Raw genomic sequence first — 20,070 nt, forward strand, 5'->3', positions numbered from 1 at the left:
GCTCGGCCGAGCCGGACCGGTCGCGTTGACGCGGGTCGTCCCGGTCGTCCGCAGGGGACCGGGCACGTGCCGCGGAACCAGCCAGTAGCCGGATAGTGTGGGCCCGTGGCCGATGTTCCTCGCAGGACCAGTGCCCCGCGGGCGACCGACCGCCCCGGGGACGTCTCGCCGTTCGCCCTCGGCCTGCTGCTGCGCCGGGCGCACTGGCGCGCCGCCGCCGTGATGACCGAGGCGCTGCGGCCGCTCGGGATCGAACTGCGGCACTTCGCCGTGCTGATCGTGCTCGCCGACCGCGGGCCCACCGTGCAGCGGGACCTGGCGGAGGCGGCCGGGTCCGACAAGGCCGGGATCATGCGGGTCGTGGACGACCTGGAACGGCTGGGGCTGGCCGTGCGCAAGCCCGTGCCGGGGGACCGGCGGGTGCGGGCGGTCGAGATCACCCAGCGGGGCACGGACCTGTTCGACGCGGCTCACCTCCAGGCGGAGCCGGTGGCCGAACGGCTCGTCTCCGACCTCGACGCCGAAGAAACCGCCCGGCTGACGGACCTGCTGACCCGGCTCGCCCATCCTCCCGGCAGCCGGGCTTAAGCCGCTTGCTGAGATCTCGCCGACATTCGTGTGGCCGAGAAACAGTATCGAATGATACTTTCTCGTTCGTAACGAAGTCTGCGAGGTGAGTTCGGTGCTAGACGTCTACGAAGCGGTCACCAGCCGCCGGGCGGTGCGGTCGTTCAGCGATCGGCCGGTGCCACGGGAGGTACTGGAACGCGTGCTGGCCGCGGCCGGCCACGCGCCTTCGGGGTCGAACATCCAGCCGTGGCACGCCTTCGTGGTCACCGGCGCGCCGCTGGCCGACCTCAAGAAGCGCGCCGGGGAACGCCTGGCCACCGGCGATCCCTGGGACGAGCCGGAGTACGAGATGTACCCGTCCGCGCTGCGGTCCCCCTACCGCGAGCGCCGAGCCGCCTTCGGCGAACAGCGCTACGGTGCGCTCGGCATCGCGCGCGACGACCTGGAGGCGCGCCAGCGGGCCGCGGCCGGCAACTGGGACTGCTTCGGCGCGCCCGCCGCCTTGTTCTGCTACCTCGACCGCGGCCTGTGCCGGCCCCAGTGGTCCGACGCCGGCATGTTCCTGCAGACCGTCATGCTGCTGCTGCGTGCCGAAGGGCTGCACAGCTGCCCGCAGATGGCGTGGGCGAAGGTGCACCGGACCGTCGCGGAGATCGTGGCGCCGCCGCCGGAGCTGCTGCTGTTCTGCGGCATGTCGATCGGGTACGAGGACACCGCGGCGGACCGGTCCCGCACCGGCCGGGCGCCGCTCGCGGAGACCGTCACGTTCCTCGGCTGCTGAGCCGGGCCTTTTCCCTTCACCGACGAGAAACCGGAGTCCGTCATGGCCACCTTGCTGCACCTGGACACGTCCCTTTGGCCGGCGCCTGCGTCCGCCTCCCGCCCGGTCACGGCGGCCTTCCGCGCTGCCTGGGAGGAACAGCACCCCGGCGGCACGGTCGTCCACCGCGACCTCGCCGCCGACCCCGTGCCCCACCTCGGCACCGCCGGGGCCGCGGCCGGGTTCGCCGATCCGGCGACGCACGACCCCGAGCAGGCCGCCGCGTTCGCCCGGCGGGTCGAGCTGCTCGAAGAGCTGGAGCGCGCCGACGTCGTCCTCATCGGCGCGCCGATGTACAACCTCACCATCCCGTCGAGCCTGAAGGCGTGGCTGGACCACGTCGTCATCGCGGGCCGGAGCGCGGGGCCGGAATCGTCGGTCGCCGGCACGCCGGTCTACGTCGTGGCCAGCCGCGGTGGCTCGTACGAACCGGGTACGCCGCGGGCGGGCTCGGACTACGTCCGGAACTACTTGACGGCCGTCCTCGGCGGCACGATGGGGATGGAAGTCGACTTCATCGTCCCCGAACTCACCCGCGCCCACCTGCACCCGGCGATGGCCGGACTGGTCCCGAAAGCCGAGGCATCCCGGTTGAAGGCGCTCGAAGACGCCGCCGCCAAAGGGAAGGCGGCCGCGCGGCGGGTCGCTTGAGCCGGACGGCGGCATAACACCGCCGCGCCGGGAATCGCATCCCCGCGCCGGCCTGGCGCGATCCCGGCCGCCCGACGAAAGTCGGTGCCCCGCAACGGAAACCGCGGCTTAGCCTCCGGGTCCCGTGGGCGGCCCTCGTCCGCCGAGGACGAGGAGACGCGCCGATGCGGAAACTGCTTGCCGTCCTGTGCTGTGCCGTCGCCGCCACGACCGTGGTGGCGAGGCCGGCGTCCGCCGCGGGGACCGTTCCCGGCCTCACCGGTGCCGCCGCACAGGCCGCCGCCGGGCCGATGGCCGATCGGTTCCTCCAAGCACGCCAAGGGAAAGCCGTCGCGCAACGGCACACCTTCTGGGGGCCCGAACCCCAGCTCGCCACCGGTGCGGACGGGCTGGTCGTCACCCAGAGCGTCACGCCGTCGCTGCGCATCTCCAACCGCAACGACGTCGTCTACGCGCCCACGATGAAACCCACCGGGCACTCGTGCGTCGAGGTCGTGACCGCGTACGGCCTCGGCGGGGCGGCGCAGGTCTGGGCGTGGGACTGGTGCCGCTCGGTGTCGCCCGCCAAGGTCGTGCCGATCGACAGCGCTTTCCTGGCCACCTACACCAGCACCGTGAACGGGCACCCCGCCTACACCGTGCAGGAGGTCCGGACCAGCGCGGCGGCCAACACCTGGACGGCCTCGCTCCGCAACGTGCGGACCGGCGCGTGGGACACGCTGTTCACCCAGAGCGGCAGCGACCAGAGCTCGCTGGACGAAGGCTGGGACATCTTCGAGCTGTACTCGACGCGCAACCCGGCGACGGGCAACGCGTACTACTGCTCGGACGCCCGCGGCGCGGTGTTCGAGTCCAGTTCGCTGCAGCTGCGCGTCGCCGGGCGGTGGGTGAGCGCTTCGCCGGCGAACTCGCCGCTGCGCCCGACCGCGAACCCGCGGCCGGCCGACCACGACTGCTCGACGCTGCGCTTCGACGTCCCGGCGCCGAACAGCACCTGGCGGGTCACCGTGTGAGCAGCAGCTCGCGGCCGCGTTCGTGCCACCAGGTGTCGAACGCGGCGCTGCAGCCCCGCCGGCCGGCGTAGCTCGCGACGACGGCGGCGTGGATCTCTTCGGCGTGCGCCGCGACCGGGGTGCCCGGCCGGTAGCAGAGCCGCAGCTCCTGCCACAGCGGCGCGCCTTCGATCGCGCGCACGGCGATGCTCGCGGGCCGGTCTTCGCGCGTCGCCAGCGCCGGGGCGACCGCCATGCCCGCGCGGACGAGGTCCAGCAGCGTCGCCAGGCACTGCGGGCGGTGCGGCTGGTCGAGCGCGACGCCGTGGCGGCGGCAGACGCGCTGGAGGTACGCCGACCAGCGCGTCGTGCCCGGCGGGTCGTCCGCCCACGGGTGCCCGGCGAGCGCGGCGAAGGGGACGGTGCGGTGCGGGGCGAGCGGGTGGTCGGGCGCGAGGATCACGAACACCGGCTCGCGCGGGTGCACGACGAGGCTTTCGATGCCTTCCGGGACGACGGGATCGGGCAGCGGCGGCAGGTAGACCAGCGCCAGGTCGAGGTCGCCCGCGGCGAGGCGGGCGAGGGTGGCCGTCTCGTCCTGGTCCTCGTGGACGCTCACGCCGTGGCTCCACGGCCGGTCGCGCAGCCAGCGCGACACCGCGAGGTGCAGGAAGCCGCAGTAGCCGCCGACGCGCAGCGGCCCGGAGGGCGCGCGCCGTTCGCCGAGCCGCTCGGTCAGGGCGGAGACGCCGGCGAGCACGGTCCGCGCGTCGGCGACGACGTCCGCGCCGAGCCGGGTGGGCACGCAGCCGGTGGGGGAGCGGACGAACAGCGGCCCGCCGACGGACCGTTCGACGCGGCGCAGGAGCGTGGACAGCGAGGGCTGCGAGACGTGCAGCACGCGGGCGGCGCGGGTGAGGCTGCGGGTGTCGGCGACGGTCACGAGCGCGCGCAGGTGGCGCAGTTCCAGGTCCACGACGCCTCCCGGGGGCACTCAGCCGGCTCCAGGGTAGGCCGGGTGATCACGCGGGACATCCGACCTGAGTCGGGCGGTGGCGGCCAGTGCCGCGGCGGCCACCGCGAGGCCGGTCCGCACCCAGTTCACCGCGTTCCACGTCGTCAGCGCGGAGGCGACTTCGCCTTGCGGGAACGCGGGGTCGAGCAGCGCGCTGTTGGCGGGGACGAAGTAGAACAGCAGCGCGAAGGTCCCGGCGACGCAGCAGGCCGCCGCCGTCCAGAGGCGGGCCGGGTAGTGGTGCTTCGCGGTGGCGACACCCAGGAGGATCAGCGAAGCCAGCTCGAACGGGAACACGGTCAGGCCGGTGACCGGTCCTTCGGTCGCGAAGCGGGCCAGAAACACCTCCGGCGGCGCGGCCCGCCAGGACGGGACGATGACGGTCTGGCTCAGCAGGGCACCACCGGCGAACGCCGCGGTGGTGGCCGTCGCGAGAGTTCTCATGCCCCTTCGACGGGACGGCGACCGGCGGTGTGACGGGAGTCGACAAATCGTCAGCGAAAAGCAGTGATCAGCTTGTTCAGCGCACTGCACGCGGTCGCCGACGTGTAGGGACCGAGGGCGACGAGCGACGCGACGAGGGCGGCGACCTCGCCCGGGGTGAAGCTCACCGGCGGGACCTGCGTCAGCATGGTCAACCGGTAGCCGCCGCCGGCGCCGCGCTTCACCTCGACCGGGATGCCCGCCGCGCGCATGCGAGTGACGTCGCGTTCGATCGTCCGGACCGTCGTGCCGGTGCGCTCGGCCAGCACCCGGCCGGTGACGAACCGGGGCGCGCGGGCGCGCATCTCCTCGATCAGCGCGTGCTGGCGCTCCACGAGCGGCACGGCCTGGTGCAGCTGGACCATCCCCGGGTAGCGGCCGGAACCGACGAGCCGGTCCATGCGGGTCCCCCTAACCGACGTGGCTGTGTCGGGAATCGATCCTACGGTGAGCTCATGTTCTCGATCCGTCCCGCTACGCGCTTCGAAGACGTCGCCGCGATCCTCAACCCCGGCGGCAACGACCGGGCCTGCTGGTGCCTCGCCTACCGGATCACCTCAGGCGAGTACAACGCGCTGCGCGGCGAGCAGCGGGCCGAGCGCGTCCGCGGGCTCTGCGCGGGTGAACCGGCGCCGGGCGTGCTCGCCTACGACGGCGAGACGCCGGCCGGGTGGTGCGGCATCTCGCCGCGGTCGGGCATGGAACGGCTGAAGCGGTCGCGGACGATGCCCCCGCTCGACGACCTGCCGGTGTGGAGCGTCGTGTGCTTCGTGGTCCGGGCGCCCTACCGGCGGCGCGGGGCGTCCGCGGCCTTGCTCGACGGCGCGGTGGCGTACGCGCGCGAGTGCGGCGCGCCGGCGGTGGAGGGCTACCCGGTCGACACCGAGGGCGAGCGGATCTCGTCGAGCGCGGCCCACGTCGGCACGACGACGCTGTTCGAGGCGGCGGGCTTCGAGCGCGTCCGGCCGACCGCCGCCCGCGCCGACCGCCGCGTCCGCTGGCTCATGCGGCTTGACCTCGGCTGACTTCAGAGATCCAGGACGACGTCCTCGCGCGGTCGTGCGCAGCAGACGAGCGCCTCGCCCGGGGCGGGGGGTTCGAGCGGCTCGGGGGAGTACTCCACCTCACCCGACAGCACCGGTGTCACGCACGTGTGACACACGCCCGTCCGGCACGACCAGCGCGTAGGCACATCGCACGCCTCCGCGAACTCCAGCAGGCTCGGGTACCGCTCGCTCCACGGCACCGTGAGCCCGCTGCGCGCGAACGTCACCGCCGGCCCGGTCCCCGCCGCACCCTCCGGCGCGTGCGGGGTCTTCCGGACGACGCCGGTCAGTCCCGGGTTGATCGCCGACACGCCGCCGAACAGTTCACTGTGGACGCGAGCCGCGTCGAAACCCAGTGACACCAGGGCTTCCCGCATCGACGTCATGAACGCGTCCGGACCGCAGAGGTACGCCGTCGCGTCGATCGGCAGGTCCAAAGTGGACAGTGTGTCGAGCGTCAGCCGGCCGGTCGACGCCGTGTGGAAGACGTGCTCGTGACCGTGGGGCAGGCTCGCCAGCAGCCCGTGCGCCTCGGCCGCGAACGCCTGCTCGGCGGCGGTCCGGGCGGTGTGCACCCACCAGACCTCCCGCGGGCTCCGGCGGGCGGCCAACGCGTGCAGCATCGCCAAGACCGGCGTGACGCCGATGCCCGCCGACAGCAGCACCACCGGCCGGTCGTCCTCGGCCAGCACGAAGTCGCCGCGCGGCGCCGCGACGTCCACCACCGCGCCGGGCGCCAGCCGCGCGTGGAGGTAGCTGCTGACCACGCCGTCCCGCTTCACGCTGATGCGGTACTCGCGGTCCGACGGCGCCGCCGACAGCGAGTAGCTGCGGACCGGCGCGGGGTCGCCGGCGCCGGGGACGCGCAGCGTGAGGTACTGGCCCGGCTCGGGCCGGGGGAGCGGGGCGCCGTCGTCGGCGGCCAGGTGGATCGACGCGACCGTCGTGCTCTCGGGCACCACCCGGGCCACGCGCAGCGGCCGGAAGCCGCGCCACCCGCTCGGCGAGGGCACGGGCGCGGGCGGGGCCGCGAGGAGGTCGCGGAACGACGCCTGCCAGCCGGGGCTGAGCGCGGGGATGTCGACGGCCTTGCGAAGCGTGTCGCGGTCGTGTCCCGGCAGGTAGAGCAGCGCGTCGACGTCCGCGACGCTCAGTTCGTGGCGGCCGGTCCGGGTGCGGACGATCTCGTCGCCGGCCTGGACGTGGCCTTCGGTGATCACCCGCAGGTAGAAGCCGGGCCGGTGGTGCGCGACCAGCAGCGACGGCATCCGCGGCTCGCCCAGGCGCATGCCGACGCGGAAGCACGTCACCCGCGGCTGGGTGACCTCGAACTCGGCCTCGCCGATCCGGTACCGGTCGCCGATGTGCACCTCGTCGTCGGGCAGGCCGTCGACGGTGAAGTTCTCACCGAACTGGCCGTCTTCGAGGTCGTCGCGGCCGAGGAACCGCCGCCAGTGCTCGTAGGACTGGCGCTGGTAGACCATCACCGCGCGGTTCTCGCCGCCGTGGCCGCCCAGGTCGCCCTGGCCGTCGCCGTCGACGTTGAGCCGGCGGACCAGCCGGGGGCCCGCGACCGGGTACTTGAAGATTCCCGTGTGGACGGTCCGCCCCTCCCAGGGCACGTCCTTCGGCATCCCGACGTTGAGCGACACCAGCCGCGCCATGGGTTTCTCCTTCACTCGGCCGAGCGGGACCGCTGGTAGTGGCGCCGGGCCTTCATGCGGTTGCCGCACACGGCCATCGAACACCAGCGGGCGCTGTTGGGCTTGCTGTGGTCGATCAGGAACAGCCGGCACTCCGGGTTGGCGCACGGGCGCAGCCGGCCGGGGCTCGACTTGGCGAGCGCGTCCCAGGCGAGGACGGCCCGCGCGGCGGCCGACCGCCCGGCCGGGATGTCGAGGACCCACTCGACGCCGTCGTCGCCGAAGGCCGCCCGGTAGCTCACGTCGTCGACGAACCGGGCCGCGGCCGCCGGCGCGTCCCGGCCCCGCACGATCGCCTGCAGCACGGCCCGCGCTTCGAGCAGCGCGCGGTGCTCGTCGCCGGTGGCCGGCTGCCCGTGGGCGGCGAGCCACTCCCGGGCCGCCCCGGCGTCGGCCAGGTCGTCCTCGGGGACGCCGTCGCGGATCGGGGTCGTGTTGAGCAGGTCCAGGAGCAGTGTCTCGTCGGCCATCGACCTAACCTCCAAACTCATGCTTGACAGGTTACAGTACCGGTGCTTCCATGTCTAACCATCAAAGTCAATCAGAAAGGTTAGATCGATGGGACTGTCCTGGCAGCAAGGACCACTGGCCACGCGGGCGGTGGGGCACTTCCTGGTCGAGCAGCCGCTGCCCGAGCGGCTGCTGTTCGCCGAGCCGCTGCGGCGGCGGATGCGCGTGCGGTTCGGCGGCGAGTGGGTGGCCGACAGCGAGGACGTCGTCCTGCTGCACGAACCCGGCCGCTACCCGGTCGCGTACTTCCCGCTGGCTGACGTCCGCGAAGGCGTGCTCACCGCCGAGAACCGGACGACGACGCACCGCGAGCTCGGCCCCACCGAGTGGTTCACCGTCCGGGCGGGCGACCGCGAGACGTCGCGCGCGGCCTGGCGGTACACCGGCCTCCCCGGCCACGCGGACGTCCTGCGCGACCGCGTCGCCTTCGCCTGGCGGGCGATGGACGCCTTCTACGAGGAGGACGAGCGGATCGTCGGGCACGCGGCCGACCCGTACCACCGCATCGACATCCGGCAGACCTCGCGACACCTCGTCGTGCGCGAGGGCGACCGCGTCGTCGCCGAGACCCGGCGCCCGGTCGTGCTCTACGAATCCGGCTTCGCGCCCCGCTGGTACGTGCCGCGCGAAGACATCGACATGACGGCGCTGACGCCGGTCGAGGGGGAGACGTTCTGCCCGTACAAGGGGCTGGCCGGCTACTTCGACATCGGCTCCGGCAAGCGCGCGGCCTGGTCGTACCCCGAGGCGTGGCCCGAGGTCGAGAGGGTGTCCGGTTTCGTGTCGTTCGAGCCCGACGTCGTCGACGTGACCCTCGACGGCCGCAAGCTCGCGCTCGAACCGGGCCAGACCGTCACCCCGCACGGCATCGACCGCGGACTGGACCCCGACGAACTGCTGACCCGGAAGGGGAACTGAGATGACCGCCTTGAAGGACCGCACGGTGCTCGTCGTCGGCCGCGGCAGCGGCATCGCCCGCGCGGTGACGCTCGCCGTCCGCGAGGCCGGGGCCACCGTCGTGGTCGCCGGGCGCGACGAGAACGCCTTGGCCGCGGCCTACGACGACCCGGGCGTCACGGCGGCCACCGTCGACCTGACCGACGAAGCCTCCGTCGCCGCGCTGGCCGAACGGCTCGGCCGGGTCGACCACGTCGTCTCGACGGCGTCGGCCCGGGCCCGCGGCGCGGTCGGCGACCTCGCCCACGACGTCGTGCTCCGGTCGTTCGACGTCAAGGTGCTCGGTCCGCTGCTGCTGGCCAAGCACTTCGCGCCACGGCTGCCCGAAGACGGCTCGTTCGTGTTCTTCTCGGGCTCGTCGGCGCGCAAGCCCGCTGCCGGCATGCTCGCCGTCGGCGCCACGAACGCCGCGGTCGACGCGCTGACCCGCGGCCTCGCGGTGGAGCTGGCGCCGATCCGGGTGAACGCGGTGTCGCCGGGCACGATCGACACCGGGGCTTACGACGCTCTCGGTGACGAGAAGAAGGCAGCGCTGTTCGCGTCCCGCGCGGCGACCAGCCCGGCACGGCGGGTCGGACGGCCTGAAGAGATCGCCGAAGCCGTGGTGTTCGCGCTCGGCAGCACGTTCCTGACCGGGGTTTCGCTCGGCGTCGACGGCGGTGAGTCCCTTGTCTGAGTTCCTCCTGGAAGTGCTCACGCTGCCGGTCGCCGACGTCGACCGGGCCGTGCGGTTCTACACCGAGCAGCTGGGCTTCGGCCTCGACGTCGACTACGCGCCGAACGACGGCTTCCGGGTCGTCCAGCTGACCCCGCCCGGCTCGGCGGCGTCGATCCAGCTCGGCGTCGGCCTGACCGCCGCGGCTCCCGGCTCGGCGCGGGACCACTACCTGGTGGTCGCCGACCTCGAGGCGGCCCACGCGGAACTGGCCGCACGCGGTGTCCCGGTGGGCGAGCCGCGGCACAAGAAGTCCGCGGACTGGCAAGGCGACTTCGCGCCCGGCGTCGACCCGGACCGGCGTGACTACGCGAGCTTCTTCGGCTTCGCCGACCCGGACGGCAACACCTGGATCGTCCAGGAACGCGGCTACCGAGCCCGGTAGGCGACGCCGCTCGCGTTCGGCGTCGTCCCCGAGTAGAGCCCGGTCGGCGACGTCGACGTCGAGAGCGAGAACCACGCGTACCGCTCGACGTAGGACTGTCCTTCCAGCATCGCCGTCGAGCGGGTGACGAAGTCGGTCTGCTGCGCGGACGACGGGTAGCGCGGGGACGGGCCGGAGAAGTCGATGAACGCGTACTCGGTCAGCCAGATCGGGAGGTGGTAGCGGTCGGGCACCTTCTGCAGGTACGACTGCAGCTGACCGGTCGCCGCCGTGGAGAAGTCGCCGCCGTACCAGTGCAGCGGGATGAAGTCGACGCGGTAGCCGCGCGCTGCCGCGCCACTCAGGAAGCGGTCGAGCCAGCCGCCCGCGACGTCGCCGCCGTAGGCCACCGCGGGCGCGCCGAGCCGCATGCCGGTCGACTGCAGCCGCGGCCACAGGTCGAGCGCCGTTTCGACGGACATGCTCGCCTGACCCGCCAGGTCGGGTTCGTTGAAGGCCAGCAGGGTGCTGCCCGACGCCTTCGCGCGGTCGAGCTGGTCCTGCGTGACCGAGTCCCGGCCCCAGATCATCGGCACGAACTCGGTCCCGCCCGGCACCGCGATCCCCTGTGGATCCGCCGCCCAGGTGTAGAACCACTTCGCCCCGACGTCCGCGAGCGCGCCGGCGGCTCCGGGGTACGGGTTGGCGCTGACGCCCTTCTTGCCGCCGGCCGCGGACGCGGGCACGGCGAGGGCGAGCAGGAGGACGGCCACGACGGCGAGCATCTTCTTCACGAGCGCTCCTCGGTCGGCGGAACGTCCTGCATAACGCCGTCCGGGAGCGGGCGGCAAGATCGCGGCGGGCCCTGGGGCGCGAAGGGGAAGCGGCCGTGCCCGATCAGCGGCCCAGGTGCTTGCGGACGTCGTCGGCCACGGCCGCGCGGCCGCTCATCCGGTACTTCGCCAGGATGTTGCGGACGTGCGTCTTGACGGTGTGCGGGCTGATGCCCAGCTCGCGGGCGATCCGCTCGTTCGGCAGGTCGCTGCCGAGCAGGACCGCGACCCCCTGTTCGGCGGCGGTGAGCGACCGGAACCGTTCCTCGGGCCCGTTGTCGATGTTGAGCGTCAGCTCGACGAGGTCCGACTGGAGCTGCTGGCAGTCGGTGACGATCCGCTGCAGGGCCTCGCGCAAGGCCTCCGCGTCCGGGACGGCCAGGGCGTCCTGGGCCCGCTGCCGGACGTCGGCCACCCGCGACGACAGGAACTCGACGATGTGGTCCGCGGTGACCAGCGGCGGTGCGCCGGCGACGTCGGCGGGCAGCCGGCGCAGCGCGTCGAGGTTCTCGGCTTCCGCGGTCAGCACGCGGGCGACCAGGTCGGCCAGCCACTCGAACGCCCGGACCGAGTTGTCGTCGAAGGTGCCCGGCCGGTAGCTCTGCATGGACATCATGCCGAACACCACCGGCTCGCCCGCGCGGCCGCGGCGGAACAGCGGCGTGGTGACGGCGTCGGCGGACATCCGGCTGGTGTCGCCCGAGGCGACGCCGGCGTTGAGCGCGGCCCCGTTGTCGTACTGCATGCGGTAGGTCTGGCGGTGCTTGAGCAGCCAGGCGGCCTGGCCGTGCGGGCCGTAGATGTGCGACGCCGGGTCGGTGTACATGCCGCCGTCGTAGCCGTACGGGTAGCGGACGCGGTTCGCGCCGTGGAAGAACCCGATGTAGAAGTGGTCGAGGGGCACGATCTTGCTCATCACCGCGCGGGCGTAGTCGTAGAGGCCGTAGTGGTCGCTGCGGTAGTTGGCGTCGATCTTGTGGAACGCCTCCCGCAGGATCAGCGTCGTCTCGGCGTCGACGCGCAGCCGGGCCGGCGCGTCCGGGTCGTCGGGAGGCACCCGGCCATCATCCTCCCGGTGCGCCCGCGCGATGACGCTCCGCCCGGAATCCGTCACCCCGCGAGCGATGGAACCGCGGCCGCCGCGCTGCCACCGTGGACGGGTTCCGACGAGGACGGAGGAGTTCCATGGAGACCCATTCAATGCGGATCCGGCACACGCCGAGCCGATTCCCTGCGAATTCGCCGTGAATCGGCGACCGGCCTGACCGGAATGGGGTTCGCCATTCGAAGAATCACGGTCAGTGCGCGGTCGTGTGCGGAAGGAGGTGGCGCAGGGACTCGGACGGTTCCAGTCCCAGTTCCTCGCGCAGCGTTCCGCGGCACTGCTCGTACTGGTGCCGGGCCGCGGCGCGGTTGCCCGCCGCGAGGTGGGCGTCGATCAGCACGCGGTGTGCGCTCTCCCGCAACGGTTCCGCGCGCACCGCGGCCAGGCCGGCCGCCACCGCCTCGCCGTGGCGGCCCGCCGTGGTGAGCCGTTTCGCCATGGCCTCCAACGCGTACAGCCGCAGCTGGTGGTACTGCTCCTGCTCGATCAGCACCCACTCGTTGTCCGACCACTCGGGCAGCAGGTCGGCCGACAGGTCGTCGCGGGTCCGGCGGTCGAGGATGTCGTCGCACCCGCAGGACTTGTCGAGCAGGCGGTGCGCGCGGGCGACGGCGTCGTGGATGTCGACGCTGATGTTGGCCGCCAGCGCCATTTCGTGCACCGAAGCATCGATCACCTGGTAGCCGCTGCGCGAGGCTCGCCACAGCGACGAGCGCAGGTTCGCGTTGGCGCGGCTCGTCGTCGCCTCCGGCCACAGCGTTCTCGCCACGTACGTGCGGGTTCTCGGCCGGTCCTGCAGCGCGAGGAACGCGAGCAGCCGCTGCGCGCTGAACGACAGCGTCACCGGGTCGTCCTCGACGAGCAGCGTGAATCCCTTCAACAGCCTCAGTGTCACGATCTCTGTCACGTCAGTGCGCATCGGCTCCCCAACCTACGCCCGCCACCGATCGGATCGACCCCACCGCACAGCAATTCGCGACCCGTGTGGGAAACGTTACGCGAATTATCGATCGAGTGGCGTCAACAGGGCGTCACGGAAACGTCATCGGGCCTGATCCGAGCTCGTCCAGCCAGTTCTGCACGGCCTCGAGCACCGCTTCGGGGGACGTCACCGCGAGCGGTTTCGGCTCGGCCGTGCCGACGGTGGAGAGGATGCGCACGCGCAGCGCGCCGGGCTGGCCGCCCTCCAGCCAGGCACGCAGGACCATGCTGCCGGATCGTTCCTCGGGAGCCTCCACCGACGCAGCATGCGCGCGCGCCTGTCACCGCCGCGTCGCCACCGCGTCAACGCGGGATCCGGGAACGCCGTGGTGACGCCGGGGCGACGCGTTGATCGCGGCCCCGCCACGCCACCCCTGCGATGCTGCGCCGCGGCAGGCAGGGGAGGACTGGCATGGGCGATTTCGGCGTCGTCGCCGACGTTTCGACGATCATCGTGAACCGGCTCACCGAGGCGTTGCGGCCCCTGGATCCGGTCGAGCCGCCGACCGCGCGGCTGAGCGACCTCGAGGACCGGCCGAGCAACGCGACGCTCACGGTGTTCCTGTACGAGATCGCCGAGGACCCGACCTCGCGCAACCGGCCGCCGGTCCGGTCGCTGCCGCCGGACGCGCCCACGAGCCGCAAGCCGCCGATGGCGCTGCTGCTGCGGTACCTGATCACGCCGTGGGGCGGCAGCCAGGAGACCCAGCACCAGATGATCGGCCGCGCCCTGCAGGTGTTCTACGACGACGCGATCTGGACCGGCGAGGAGCTGACCGGCAGCATGGCCGGCACCACCGAGGCACTGCAGTTCACGCTGACCCCGCTGACGCTCGACCAGAAGTCGTGGATCTGGTACGCGATCCAGAAGCCCTACCGGCTGTCGCTGAACTACGAGGTCCGGGTCGTCAACCTCGACTCCCTCGACGTCTCCGAGCTGCGGCTCGTGCGCAGCCGGACGATCACCGGGGCGCCGCTGCCATGACCCGCTTCTACCCCGTCGAGACCTCCGTCCTGCACAGCCCGGCGTGGTTCGTGCCGTTCGACGAGTTCGCCCAGCGCCCGCGCGCGGCCGGTGTCGGCGTCGAGCTGGACCGCTTCGACCCGGACGCGAACGTCTGGGTGCCGCAGGACACGCCGGCGATCCGCACGCCGAGCGCCGCGATCGCCTACCCGGAGCTGGGCCGCCGCCGCGTCGCGGGCGCCGAGCCCGAACGGTTCCGCGTCCGGTTCGCCGCCATCGGGCTCGCGCCGCTGTACCCGGCCGACGGCGAAGACTTCGACGCGGCCGTGGCCGGGATCGAGTTCGTCGCCGCCCCGTACGACGACACCACGCCGCCGGCCGTGGAGAGCGAGCCGCGCGTGGTGCGGCTGCTGCCGGGCACCGCGTTCCCGTACGGGCCCGGCGTCCGCACGGTGTACGGCGTCGTCGTCGACGCGGCCACCCGGGCGCCGGTCGCGAACGCCCTCGTCGAGGCCCGGGGCGTCACGGTCCGCGACGGGATCGCGTGGCTCGAGCGGACGCTGACCGACGCGGCGGGCGCGTTCCGGCTCGCGCTGCGCTGGGAAGGCGAGGCGGTCGCCGGACCGCCGCCCGTGCAGGTCTTCCACCTCACCGCCACCGAACGGCCGGGGCGGGCCGGCGCACTCGACGTCCGGCTGCCCACCGACCGGGACGTCCGGCACGTCATCGAAATCGTCCAGCAGTAGAAGGAGCTGAAACCATGCCCGAATACCTGAGCCCCGGCGTCTACGTCGAGGAGGTCGACGCGGGGCCGCGGCCGATCGCGGGGGTGAGCACCAGCACGGCGGGCATGGTCGGGGTCACCCAGCGCGGCCCGACCGACGGCAAACCGAAGCTGGTGACCAACTTCCTGGAGTTCCAGACGACCTTCGGCGGGTTCCTGCCCGAGCCCGACCCGGCGATCCGGGACGCCTGGGCGAACAACCCCACCGAGGGTGGCCGCTGGTGGCTGTTCCCCTTGGCGGTCAAGGGGTTCTTCGACAACGGCGGCCAGCGCCTCTACGTCAAGCGGGTCGCCAGCCAGACCGCCGACGCCGCGTCCGGCACCCTCGGCACGGGCCTGGTCAGCGCGATCACGCAGGACGCCGCGGCCGGGGCGACCTCCCTGCAGCTCGGGCACGTGGTCGGGTTCACCGGGACGGACGAGGTCGCCGTGTTCCGGGGCAGCGACAACGTCGAAATCGGCCGCACGACGATCACCGCGTACAACGCCACCACCGGCCGGGTCACCGTCGGCACCCCGCTGACGGCGGAGGTCAAGGCGGCGCGCGGGGACTACGTGCAGAAGGGCGACCGCGTCGCCACGCCGAGCCTGCGGTTCGCCGCGTCGAGCCCCGGCTCCTGGGGCAAGGCGGTCCAGGTGCGGATCCAGCCGTCGGTGAGCGCGTCGCTCCCGGCGCTGCCCGACCCGAACGAGGGCCCGCTGTTCATCACCGCGCTCGCCGCCGACGCCGACCGCGACGCCACGTCGATCGAGGTGAACGCGGTGCCCGGCCTCGACCCGGGCCCGCTGCCGGACGACGTCTGGATCCTGATCAACAACCGGCGCTTCCCGGTCACCGTCGCGCAGCCGGCCGACGGCAAGGTGACGTTGACCTTCCCCGACGGCACCGCCCACGCGCCCTGGAAGACCGGCCTCACCGTGCGCCGGGTGCGCCTGTCCAACGCCGGCGCCGGCACTCAGCTGCGGGTCAGCGGCTCGAGCCGGCTGTACGAGGGCGCGGCCACGCAGCTCGACACCGGTGACCGGCTGAGCACCCTGAACGTCGTCTCGGTCGGCCCGGACGACGTCGTCACGTTCGACGCCGACACCCCGGAGCAGGTGTTCGAGACCGCGCGCCTCCGGCTGGTCGAGTCCACTGTGGACACGCGGTTCGCCGACCCGGGCGGCGTCGCGGTGACCGAGACGTTCCGCAACCTGCGCCTGACCGGCACCGCACCCGGCAGCGTCGTGGGCACCCTGGCGAGCCAGTCGCGGCTGGTGCGCGCCACCGCGCTCGACGGCGTCAGCACCGACCCCGCCGAGTTCCCGACACCCGGCGCCGGCTCCTGGATCAGCCTCGCCGACGACGGGGACGACGCGTTCGACGGCCTCGACGTCGGCGACTTCGTCGGCACCGACGGCGGGAGCGGCAAGCGCACCGGCATCGTGGCACTGGAGGACATCGACGAGATCGCGATCTGCGCGGTGCCCGGCGTGTGGGCCGGCACCGTCGAGTCGGCGCTGGTCACCCACTGCGAGCAGCTCAAGGACCGCTTCGCCGTCCTCGACCCGCAGGACGGCCTCGACATCGAGGGGATCCAGGCGTTCCGTGAGCCGTTCGACACCAAATACGCGGCGCTGTACTACCCGTGGCTCGTCGTCAACGACCCGTCGACCAACCAGTTCGTCGAAGCACCGCCGTCCGGGCACATCATCGGCATCTACGCCCGCACCGACGTCGAGCGGGGCGTGCACAAGGCACCGGCCAACGCGGTCATCCGCGGCATCCGGCTGACCGACGGCATCGCCCAGGACGTCACCAAGCGCCACCAGGACGTGCTGAACCCGCGCGGGATCAACGCGCTGCGGTTCTTCCCCGGCCTCGGCCAGCGGGTCTGGGGCGCGCGCACGCTGTCTTCGGACACGTCGTGGAAGTACGTCAACGTGCGCCGGCTCTTCCTGTTCCTCGAGGAGTCGATCGACGAGGGCACGCAGTGGGTCGTGTTCGAGCCGAACGACGAGTCGCTGTGGGCGCTGGTGCGCCAGACGGTCACGAACTTCCTCACCACCGTCTGGCGCAGCGGGGCGCTCGCCGGCACCACCGCGGACGAGGCGTTCTTCGTCCAGTGCGACCGCTCCACCATGACCGACGACGACATCGCCAACGGCAGGCTCATCTGCGTGATCGGGGTGGCGCCCGTGTTCCCGGCGGAGTTCGTGATCTTCCGGATCCAGCAGAAGACCCGCGAGCCCCAGCTCGTCTGACCACTGAAAGGCAAGGGACATGCCACCTGTGACGCGGGACGACCCGTACGCCGCGTATAACTTCCTGGTCATCGTGACCAACGTCAGCGATGACGGCGTCGCGGTGAGCGGGTCGTTCACCGAAGCCAGCGGGTTCGACATCGAAATGCCGGTGATCGAATACCGGACCGGCAGCGAGGACATCACGGTTCGCAAGCTCGTGGGACTGAAGAAATTCCCGAGCGCCCTGACGTTCAAGCGCGGGGTCACCGGCCACATCGGCTTCTGGAACTGGGTGAAGGAGGCCCTCGACGGCCGGGTGCGGCGCACGTCCGGCTCGATCGTCATGCTCGACGAGAACCGCCAGGAGGTCATGCGCTGGAACTTCGACCGGGCCTGGCCGACGAAGTACACCGGACCGTCGTTCAACGCGACCAAGAACGAGATCGCCATGGAGACGCTCGTGCTGGCCGTCGAGAGCTTCGGCATCGACGCGTGATGGCCGCCTCGGCGCTTCCCGGCGTCTCCCTGACCTTCGAGCGCGCGGGCTCGGAAAGCGAACCGCTGCGCACGGACGTGGCCGTGTTCCTCGGCCGCACCCGGCGCGGCCCGGTCGGCAGGCCCGTGCGCGTCGAAAGCTGGAACGACGTCGTCGGCGAGTTCGGGCCCCCGGACGGCACGTCGGCGACGCCGTACGCGCTGCGCGGGTTCTTCGAAAACGAGGGCGCCGCGGCGTGGGTGCTGCGGGTGTCCGGGCCCGCCGAGCCGGCGAGTGCACTGTGGACGGACGGCTTCCTCGTGGTGGCCGCCAGTCCCGGTGCGTGGGCGAACGGCGGCCGGGTCGCCGTGCGGTACCGGGCCAGCAGCGTCGCGGGCCCGCCGACGGTCACCGTCCGGGTGCTCGTGCCGGGCGAGCCGGCGGAGGTCTTCGCCGGCATGGCCCCCGGCGAGGTGGTCGACCGGGTCGCCGCGTCCCGGCTGATCCGGGTCGTCCCGGTGGGCGGGGCGGACCCGATCCCGCCGGACGCGCCGCTCTCGCTGTCGTGGGACCTGACGCTCACCGGGGGCACGGACAACCCGCCCGGCCGCGCCGACTACGCGGAGGCCGTCACCACGCAGGCCGCGCTGCCGGAGCCGGCGCTGGTGGCCCTGCCGGACCTGGGCACCGACCTCACCGGCGACGACCACACGGGCTTCGTGCTGGACCTGCTGGGCACCGTGGCGCCGCTGCTGGACCGGCTGGTGCTGCTCGACGTCCCGCCGGCGAAGTCCACAGTGGACGACGTGCTGGCCTGGGCCGGTGCGCTGGCGGACTTCGGCGACGAGGCGCTGCTCGCCGCGGCGGCGGTGTACCACCCGCCGCTGCGGGCGCCGTCGCTCGAGGGCACCGGGCTGCGGACGGTCCCGGCCTCCGGGCACGTCGCCGGGCTGGTCGCGCGGCTCGACGCCGAGCGGGGCGCCGCCGAGACCCCGGCGAACGCCACGCTGCTGGACGCCGTCGACCTCGACGTCGAGTACCCGGAAGCGCAGCAGGCCCGGCTGTTCGAAGCGGGCGTCGACCTCGTGCGGTGCGTGCGCGGCCGCGGCCTGGTCGTGTGGGGCGGGCGGACGCTGTCGGCCGACCCGCGCCGGGTGTACGTCGCCCACCGCCGGCTGCTGCACCTGCTGGTGCGGGCCGTCCGGCGCGCCGCCGCGCCGCTGGTGTTCGAGGTGAACTCGCCGGAGCTGCGGCTCTCGCTGGTCCGCGCGATCACCTCGGTGCTGCTGGAGGCGTTCCGCACCGGGGCGCTCGCCGGAACCCGGCCGGAGGACGCGTTCCGCGTGGTGTGCGACGACACGAACAACCCGCCGGAGCAGGACCCCGGCCAGGTCGTGTGCGAGATCGGCGTCGCGCCGGCCGTGCCGATGGAGTTCATCGAGCTGCGGCTGGTGCTCGGGCAGGACCGCGGGCTGGAGGTGATCGAGCGGTGACCACCCCGGTGGAGCAGCTGCTCGCGCTGAACGAGCCGCTGGGCAAGTTCCGCTTCCTCGTGACGCTCGCCCCGGCGGACGTCTACCTGCCGCCGGCGCAGGCGCTGCTGCTGCAGGTCGTGGCGGCGGGCGCCTTCCAGGAGGTGACCGGGATGGGGGCGCAGCTGGAGGTGGTGACCTACGCCGAGGGCGGCCGCAACGACTCGGTGCACCGGCTGCCGCTGCGCCACTCGTGGAACCCGATCACCCTCAAGCGCGGCGTGGTCCGCGACCGGCTCCTGTGGTCCTGGTACGAGACCGGCCTGCACGACTCGCTGGGCGCCCGCCGCGACGGCGCGGTGATCATGCTCGACGAGGCGGGCCTGCCGGCGAAGTCGTGGATCTTCCACGGCGGCCTGGCCGCCAAGTGGACCGGCCCGGACCTGCACGCCGAGCAGAACGCGGTCGCGATCGAGCAACTGGAAATCGCCCACGAGGGCCTGACGGCCGTCCTCTAGGGACAGCGTTTTAGGAGAGACAGCGTGCCCAAGAACCTGATCATCCACAACCTCGAAGTGCGGTTCCAGGTGGAAGGCGACGACGGGGCCTTGTTCACGCGGCTGTTCAACAAGCACATCCAGGCGTGGTCGCGGCTCTACGAAGAAGAGTGCGCGCGGGTGGAGCGCAGCGACCGCGACCGCAGCCTCGGGGACAACGGGGGCCGCCGGTGAGCATCACCCCGTTTTCGCTGGTGAGCCAGGGCGCCGACGCGCACCTGGAGATCGAGCAGCCCGCGAACCCCCAGGAAGTGCCGAAGCGGATCCCGCTGAAGTTCAACCCGACCGAGTACAAGCTCAGCAAGAGCAACACGTTCGCCGAGATCACCATCCCCGGTCTCGAAACACCGCCCATCCAGTACATCCGCGGCGGCAGCGAGTCGCTGACCGTGCAGGCGCTGGTGGACACCTCCGACACGCTCGACGACGTCCGCGAGTCCTATGTGGACAACATCCGGAAGCTGATGCGGCCGCAGAACACGCTGCACGCGCCGCCGATCGTCAAGTTCGTCTGGGACAAGACGGTGTTCCGGGGCGTGGTGGAGAAGCTGGACGTGAACTACGTGCTGTTCGCCAAGAACGGCGTGCCGCTGCGGGCGCAGCTCGACCTCACCCTGAAGGAGTACCGGCCGGCGAAGGAACAGGCCAACGACCCGCCGCGGTCGTCGCCGACGGTGGAGAAGAGCTACGTGGTGCGCCGCGGCGACACGTGGGACCGCATCTCCGCCGCCGTCTACCGGCGCCCCGACGCGTGGCGGGAACTGGCGCGCGCCAACGGGATCTCCGATCCCCGTGACCTGCGGCCGGGGCTGGTGCTGACCGTGCCCCGGCTGCCGTGAGCGGGGGT

General features: G+C 72.6%; 25 protein-coding genes. 16 read left to right on the plus strand and 9 right to left on the minus strand.

The features are described from left to right. Window positions 1–105 precede the first annotated feature (105 nt). From ACIQWX_RS46250 to ACIQWX_RS46265, 4 genes are all read left to right on the plus strand, one after another. Complete coding sequence (locus ACIQWX_RS46250) at window positions 106–588, plus strand: MarR family winged helix-turn-helix transcriptional regulator (RefSeq protein ID WP_400885544.1); 483 nt, start codon at window positions 106–108, stop codon at window positions 586–588. Between the two features lie 85 nt (window positions 589–673). Continuing rightward, entirely contained in the window at window positions 674–1,351 is a 678-nt protein-coding gene (locus ACIQWX_RS46255) for a nitroreductase (protein WP_400885546.1), read from the plus strand. A 42-nt stretch (window positions 1,352–1,393) separates the two neighbouring features. After that, the gene (locus ACIQWX_RS46260; RefSeq protein ID WP_400885548.1) at window positions 1,394–2,041 is read left to right on the plus strand and encodes an FMN-dependent NADH-azoreductase; all 648 of its coding nucleotides are present in this window, start codon (window positions 1,394–1,396) and stop codon (window positions 2,039–2,041) included. A 164-nt stretch (window positions 2,042–2,205) separates the two neighbouring features. Then, window positions 2,206–3,054: a carbohydrate-binding protein gene (locus ACIQWX_RS46265; protein WP_400885551.1), complete on the plus strand. Its 849-nt coding sequence runs from the start codon at window positions 2,206–2,208 to the stop codon at window positions 3,052–3,054. Here ACIQWX_RS46265 and ACIQWX_RS46270 read toward each other — a convergent pair. From ACIQWX_RS46270 to ACIQWX_RS46280, 3 genes are read right to left on the minus strand one after another with little or no spacing between them, the layout of a single operon-like run. Continuing rightward, a complete protein-coding gene (locus tag ACIQWX_RS46270) occupies window positions 3,044–4,009 on the minus strand; it encodes a LysR family transcriptional regulator (protein WP_400885554.1) in 966 nt (321 codons plus the stop codon). The two genes, ACIQWX_RS46265 and ACIQWX_RS46270, sit on opposite strands and share 11 nt — an antisense overlap. Window positions 4,010–4,027: 18 nt before the next feature. Further along, window positions 4,028–4,492: a hypothetical protein gene (locus tag ACIQWX_RS46275; RefSeq protein ID WP_400885557.1), complete on the minus strand. Its 465-nt coding sequence runs from the start codon at window positions 4,490–4,492 to the stop codon at window positions 4,028–4,030. A 50-nt stretch (window positions 4,493–4,542) separates the two neighbouring features. Next, entirely contained in the window at window positions 4,543–4,932 is a 390-nt protein-coding gene (locus ACIQWX_RS46280; protein WP_400885559.1) for a helix-turn-helix transcriptional regulator, read from the minus strand. 54 nt (window positions 4,933–4,986) lie between these two features. Here ACIQWX_RS46280 and ACIQWX_RS46285 point away from each other — a divergent pair, with 54 nt between their 5' ends. Further along, entirely contained in the window at window positions 4,987–5,556 is a 570-nt protein-coding gene (locus tag ACIQWX_RS46285; RefSeq protein ID WP_400885562.1) for a GNAT family N-acetyltransferase, read from the plus strand. A gap of 2 nt (window positions 5,557–5,558) precedes the next feature. On the opposite strand, the gene ACIQWX_RS46290 is transcribed toward ACIQWX_RS46285, so the two are convergent. Further along, window positions 5,559–7,241, minus strand: coding sequence for an MOSC domain-containing protein (locus ACIQWX_RS46290; RefSeq protein WP_400885564.1), 1,683 nt, complete (start codon window positions 7,239–7,241; stop codon window positions 5,559–5,561). 11 nt (window positions 7,242–7,252) lie between these two features. After that, window positions 7,253–7,771 carry a CGNR zinc finger domain-containing protein gene (locus tag ACIQWX_RS46295; protein WP_400885566.1) on the minus strand — a complete coding sequence of 173 codons (519 nt, stop codon included), beginning with the start codon at window positions 7,769–7,771 and terminating at the stop codon, window positions 7,253–7,255. Window positions 7,772–7,838: 67 nt separating this feature from the next. Between ACIQWX_RS46295 and ACIQWX_RS46300 the strand changes: the two genes are divergently transcribed. The 3 genes from ACIQWX_RS46300 to ACIQWX_RS46310 are packed head-to-tail and all read left to right on the plus strand — an operon-like array spanning window position 7,839 to window position 9,847. After that, complete coding sequence (locus ACIQWX_RS46300) at window positions 7,839–8,708, plus strand: DUF427 domain-containing protein (RefSeq protein WP_400885568.1); 870 nt, start codon at window positions 7,839–7,841, stop codon at window positions 8,706–8,708. Between the two features lies 1 nt (window position 8,709). After that, a complete protein-coding gene (locus tag ACIQWX_RS46305) occupies window positions 8,710–9,423 on the plus strand; it encodes an SDR family oxidoreductase (RefSeq protein ID WP_400885570.1) in 714 nt (237 codons plus the stop codon). Next, window positions 9,407–9,847 (plus strand): VOC family protein, encoded by a 441-nt coding sequence (locus ACIQWX_RS46310; RefSeq protein ID WP_400885573.1) that lies wholly within the window; start codon window positions 9,407–9,409, stop codon window positions 9,845–9,847. The genes ACIQWX_RS46305 and ACIQWX_RS46310 overlap by 17 nt, the downstream gene beginning before the upstream one ends. On the opposite strand, the gene ACIQWX_RS46315 is transcribed toward ACIQWX_RS46310, so the two are convergent. The 4 genes from ACIQWX_RS46315 to ACIQWX_RS46330 form a co-directional block, all read right to left on the minus strand. Next, entirely contained in the window at window positions 9,832–10,611 is a 780-nt protein-coding gene (locus tag ACIQWX_RS46315) for a glycoside hydrolase family protein (protein WP_400886220.1), read from the minus strand. The two genes, ACIQWX_RS46310 and ACIQWX_RS46315, sit on opposite strands and share 16 nt — an antisense overlap. Before the next feature lie 112 nt (window positions 10,612–10,723). Continuing rightward, window positions 10,724–11,716 carry a LuxR C-terminal-related transcriptional regulator gene (locus ACIQWX_RS46320; protein ID WP_400885576.1) on the minus strand — a complete coding sequence of 331 codons (993 nt, stop codon included), beginning with the start codon at window positions 11,714–11,716 and terminating at the stop codon, window positions 10,724–10,726. 241 nt (window positions 11,717–11,957) lie between these two features. Next, window positions 11,958–12,644, minus strand: coding sequence for a BTAD domain-containing putative transcriptional regulator (locus tag ACIQWX_RS46325; protein WP_400885578.1), 687 nt, complete (start codon window positions 12,642–12,644; stop codon window positions 11,958–11,960). A gap of 151 nt (window positions 12,645–12,795) precedes the next feature. Next, window positions 12,796–13,002 (minus strand): hypothetical protein, encoded by a 207-nt coding sequence (locus ACIQWX_RS46330; protein WP_400885581.1) that lies wholly within the window; start codon window positions 13,000–13,002, stop codon window positions 12,796–12,798. A gap of 155 nt (window positions 13,003–13,157) precedes the next feature. Here ACIQWX_RS46330 and ACIQWX_RS46335 point away from each other — a divergent pair, with 155 nt between their 5' ends. The 8 genes from ACIQWX_RS46335 to ACIQWX_RS46370 are packed head-to-tail and all read left to right on the plus strand — an operon-like array spanning window position 13,158 to window position 20,062. Further along, window positions 13,158–13,730, plus strand: a complete 573-nt coding sequence (locus ACIQWX_RS46335; protein WP_400885584.1) for a DUF4255 domain-containing protein — start codon at window positions 13,158–13,160, stop codon at window positions 13,728–13,730. After that, window positions 13,727–14,455 (plus strand): carboxypeptidase regulatory-like domain-containing protein, encoded by a 729-nt coding sequence (locus ACIQWX_RS46340; RefSeq protein WP_400885587.1) that lies wholly within the window; start codon window positions 13,727–13,729, stop codon window positions 14,453–14,455. The genes ACIQWX_RS46335 and ACIQWX_RS46340 overlap by 4 nt, the downstream gene beginning before the upstream one ends. A gap of 14 nt (window positions 14,456–14,469) precedes the next feature. Next, window positions 14,470–16,737 (plus strand): phage tail sheath family protein, encoded by a 2,268-nt coding sequence (locus ACIQWX_RS46345; protein WP_400885589.1) that lies wholly within the window; start codon window positions 14,470–14,472, stop codon window positions 16,735–16,737. A gap of 19 nt (window positions 16,738–16,756) precedes the next feature. Beyond that, the gene (locus tag ACIQWX_RS46350; RefSeq protein ID WP_400885591.1) at window positions 16,757–17,215 is read left to right on the plus strand and encodes a phage tail protein; all 459 of its coding nucleotides are present in this window, start codon (window positions 16,757–16,759) and stop codon (window positions 17,213–17,215) included. Further along, window positions 17,215–18,687 carry a phage tail sheath family protein gene (locus tag ACIQWX_RS46355; RefSeq protein ID WP_400885593.1) on the plus strand — a complete coding sequence of 491 codons (1,473 nt, stop codon included), beginning with the start codon at window positions 17,215–17,217 and terminating at the stop codon, window positions 18,685–18,687. Before ACIQWX_RS46350 ends, ACIQWX_RS46355 begins: the two co-directional genes overlap by 1 nt. Continuing rightward, the gene (locus ACIQWX_RS46360; protein ID WP_208608094.1) at window positions 18,684–19,184 is read left to right on the plus strand and encodes a phage tail protein; all 501 of its coding nucleotides are present in this window, start codon (window positions 18,684–18,686) and stop codon (window positions 19,182–19,184) included. Before ACIQWX_RS46355 ends, ACIQWX_RS46360 begins: the two co-directional genes overlap by 4 nt. 24 nt (window positions 19,185–19,208) lie before the next feature. Continuing rightward, on the plus strand, window positions 19,209–19,397 hold the full coding sequence (locus ACIQWX_RS46365) for a putative phage tail protein (RefSeq protein WP_400885596.1): 189 nt from the start codon (window positions 19,209–19,211) through the stop codon (window positions 19,395–19,397). Then, window positions 19,394–20,062 carry a LysM peptidoglycan-binding domain-containing protein gene (locus ACIQWX_RS46370; protein WP_400885599.1) on the plus strand — a complete coding sequence of 223 codons (669 nt, stop codon included), beginning with the start codon at window positions 19,394–19,396 and terminating at the stop codon, window positions 20,060–20,062. The genes ACIQWX_RS46365 and ACIQWX_RS46370 overlap by 4 nt, the downstream gene beginning before the upstream one ends. The last annotated feature ends 8 nt before the right edge of the window (window positions 20,063–20,070 follow it).

The sequence above is a fragment of the Amycolatopsis sp. NPDC098790 genome, from assembly GCF_044759945.1.
Classification (GTDB): domain Bacteria; phylum Actinomycetota; class Actinomycetes; order Mycobacteriales; family Pseudonocardiaceae; genus Amycolatopsis.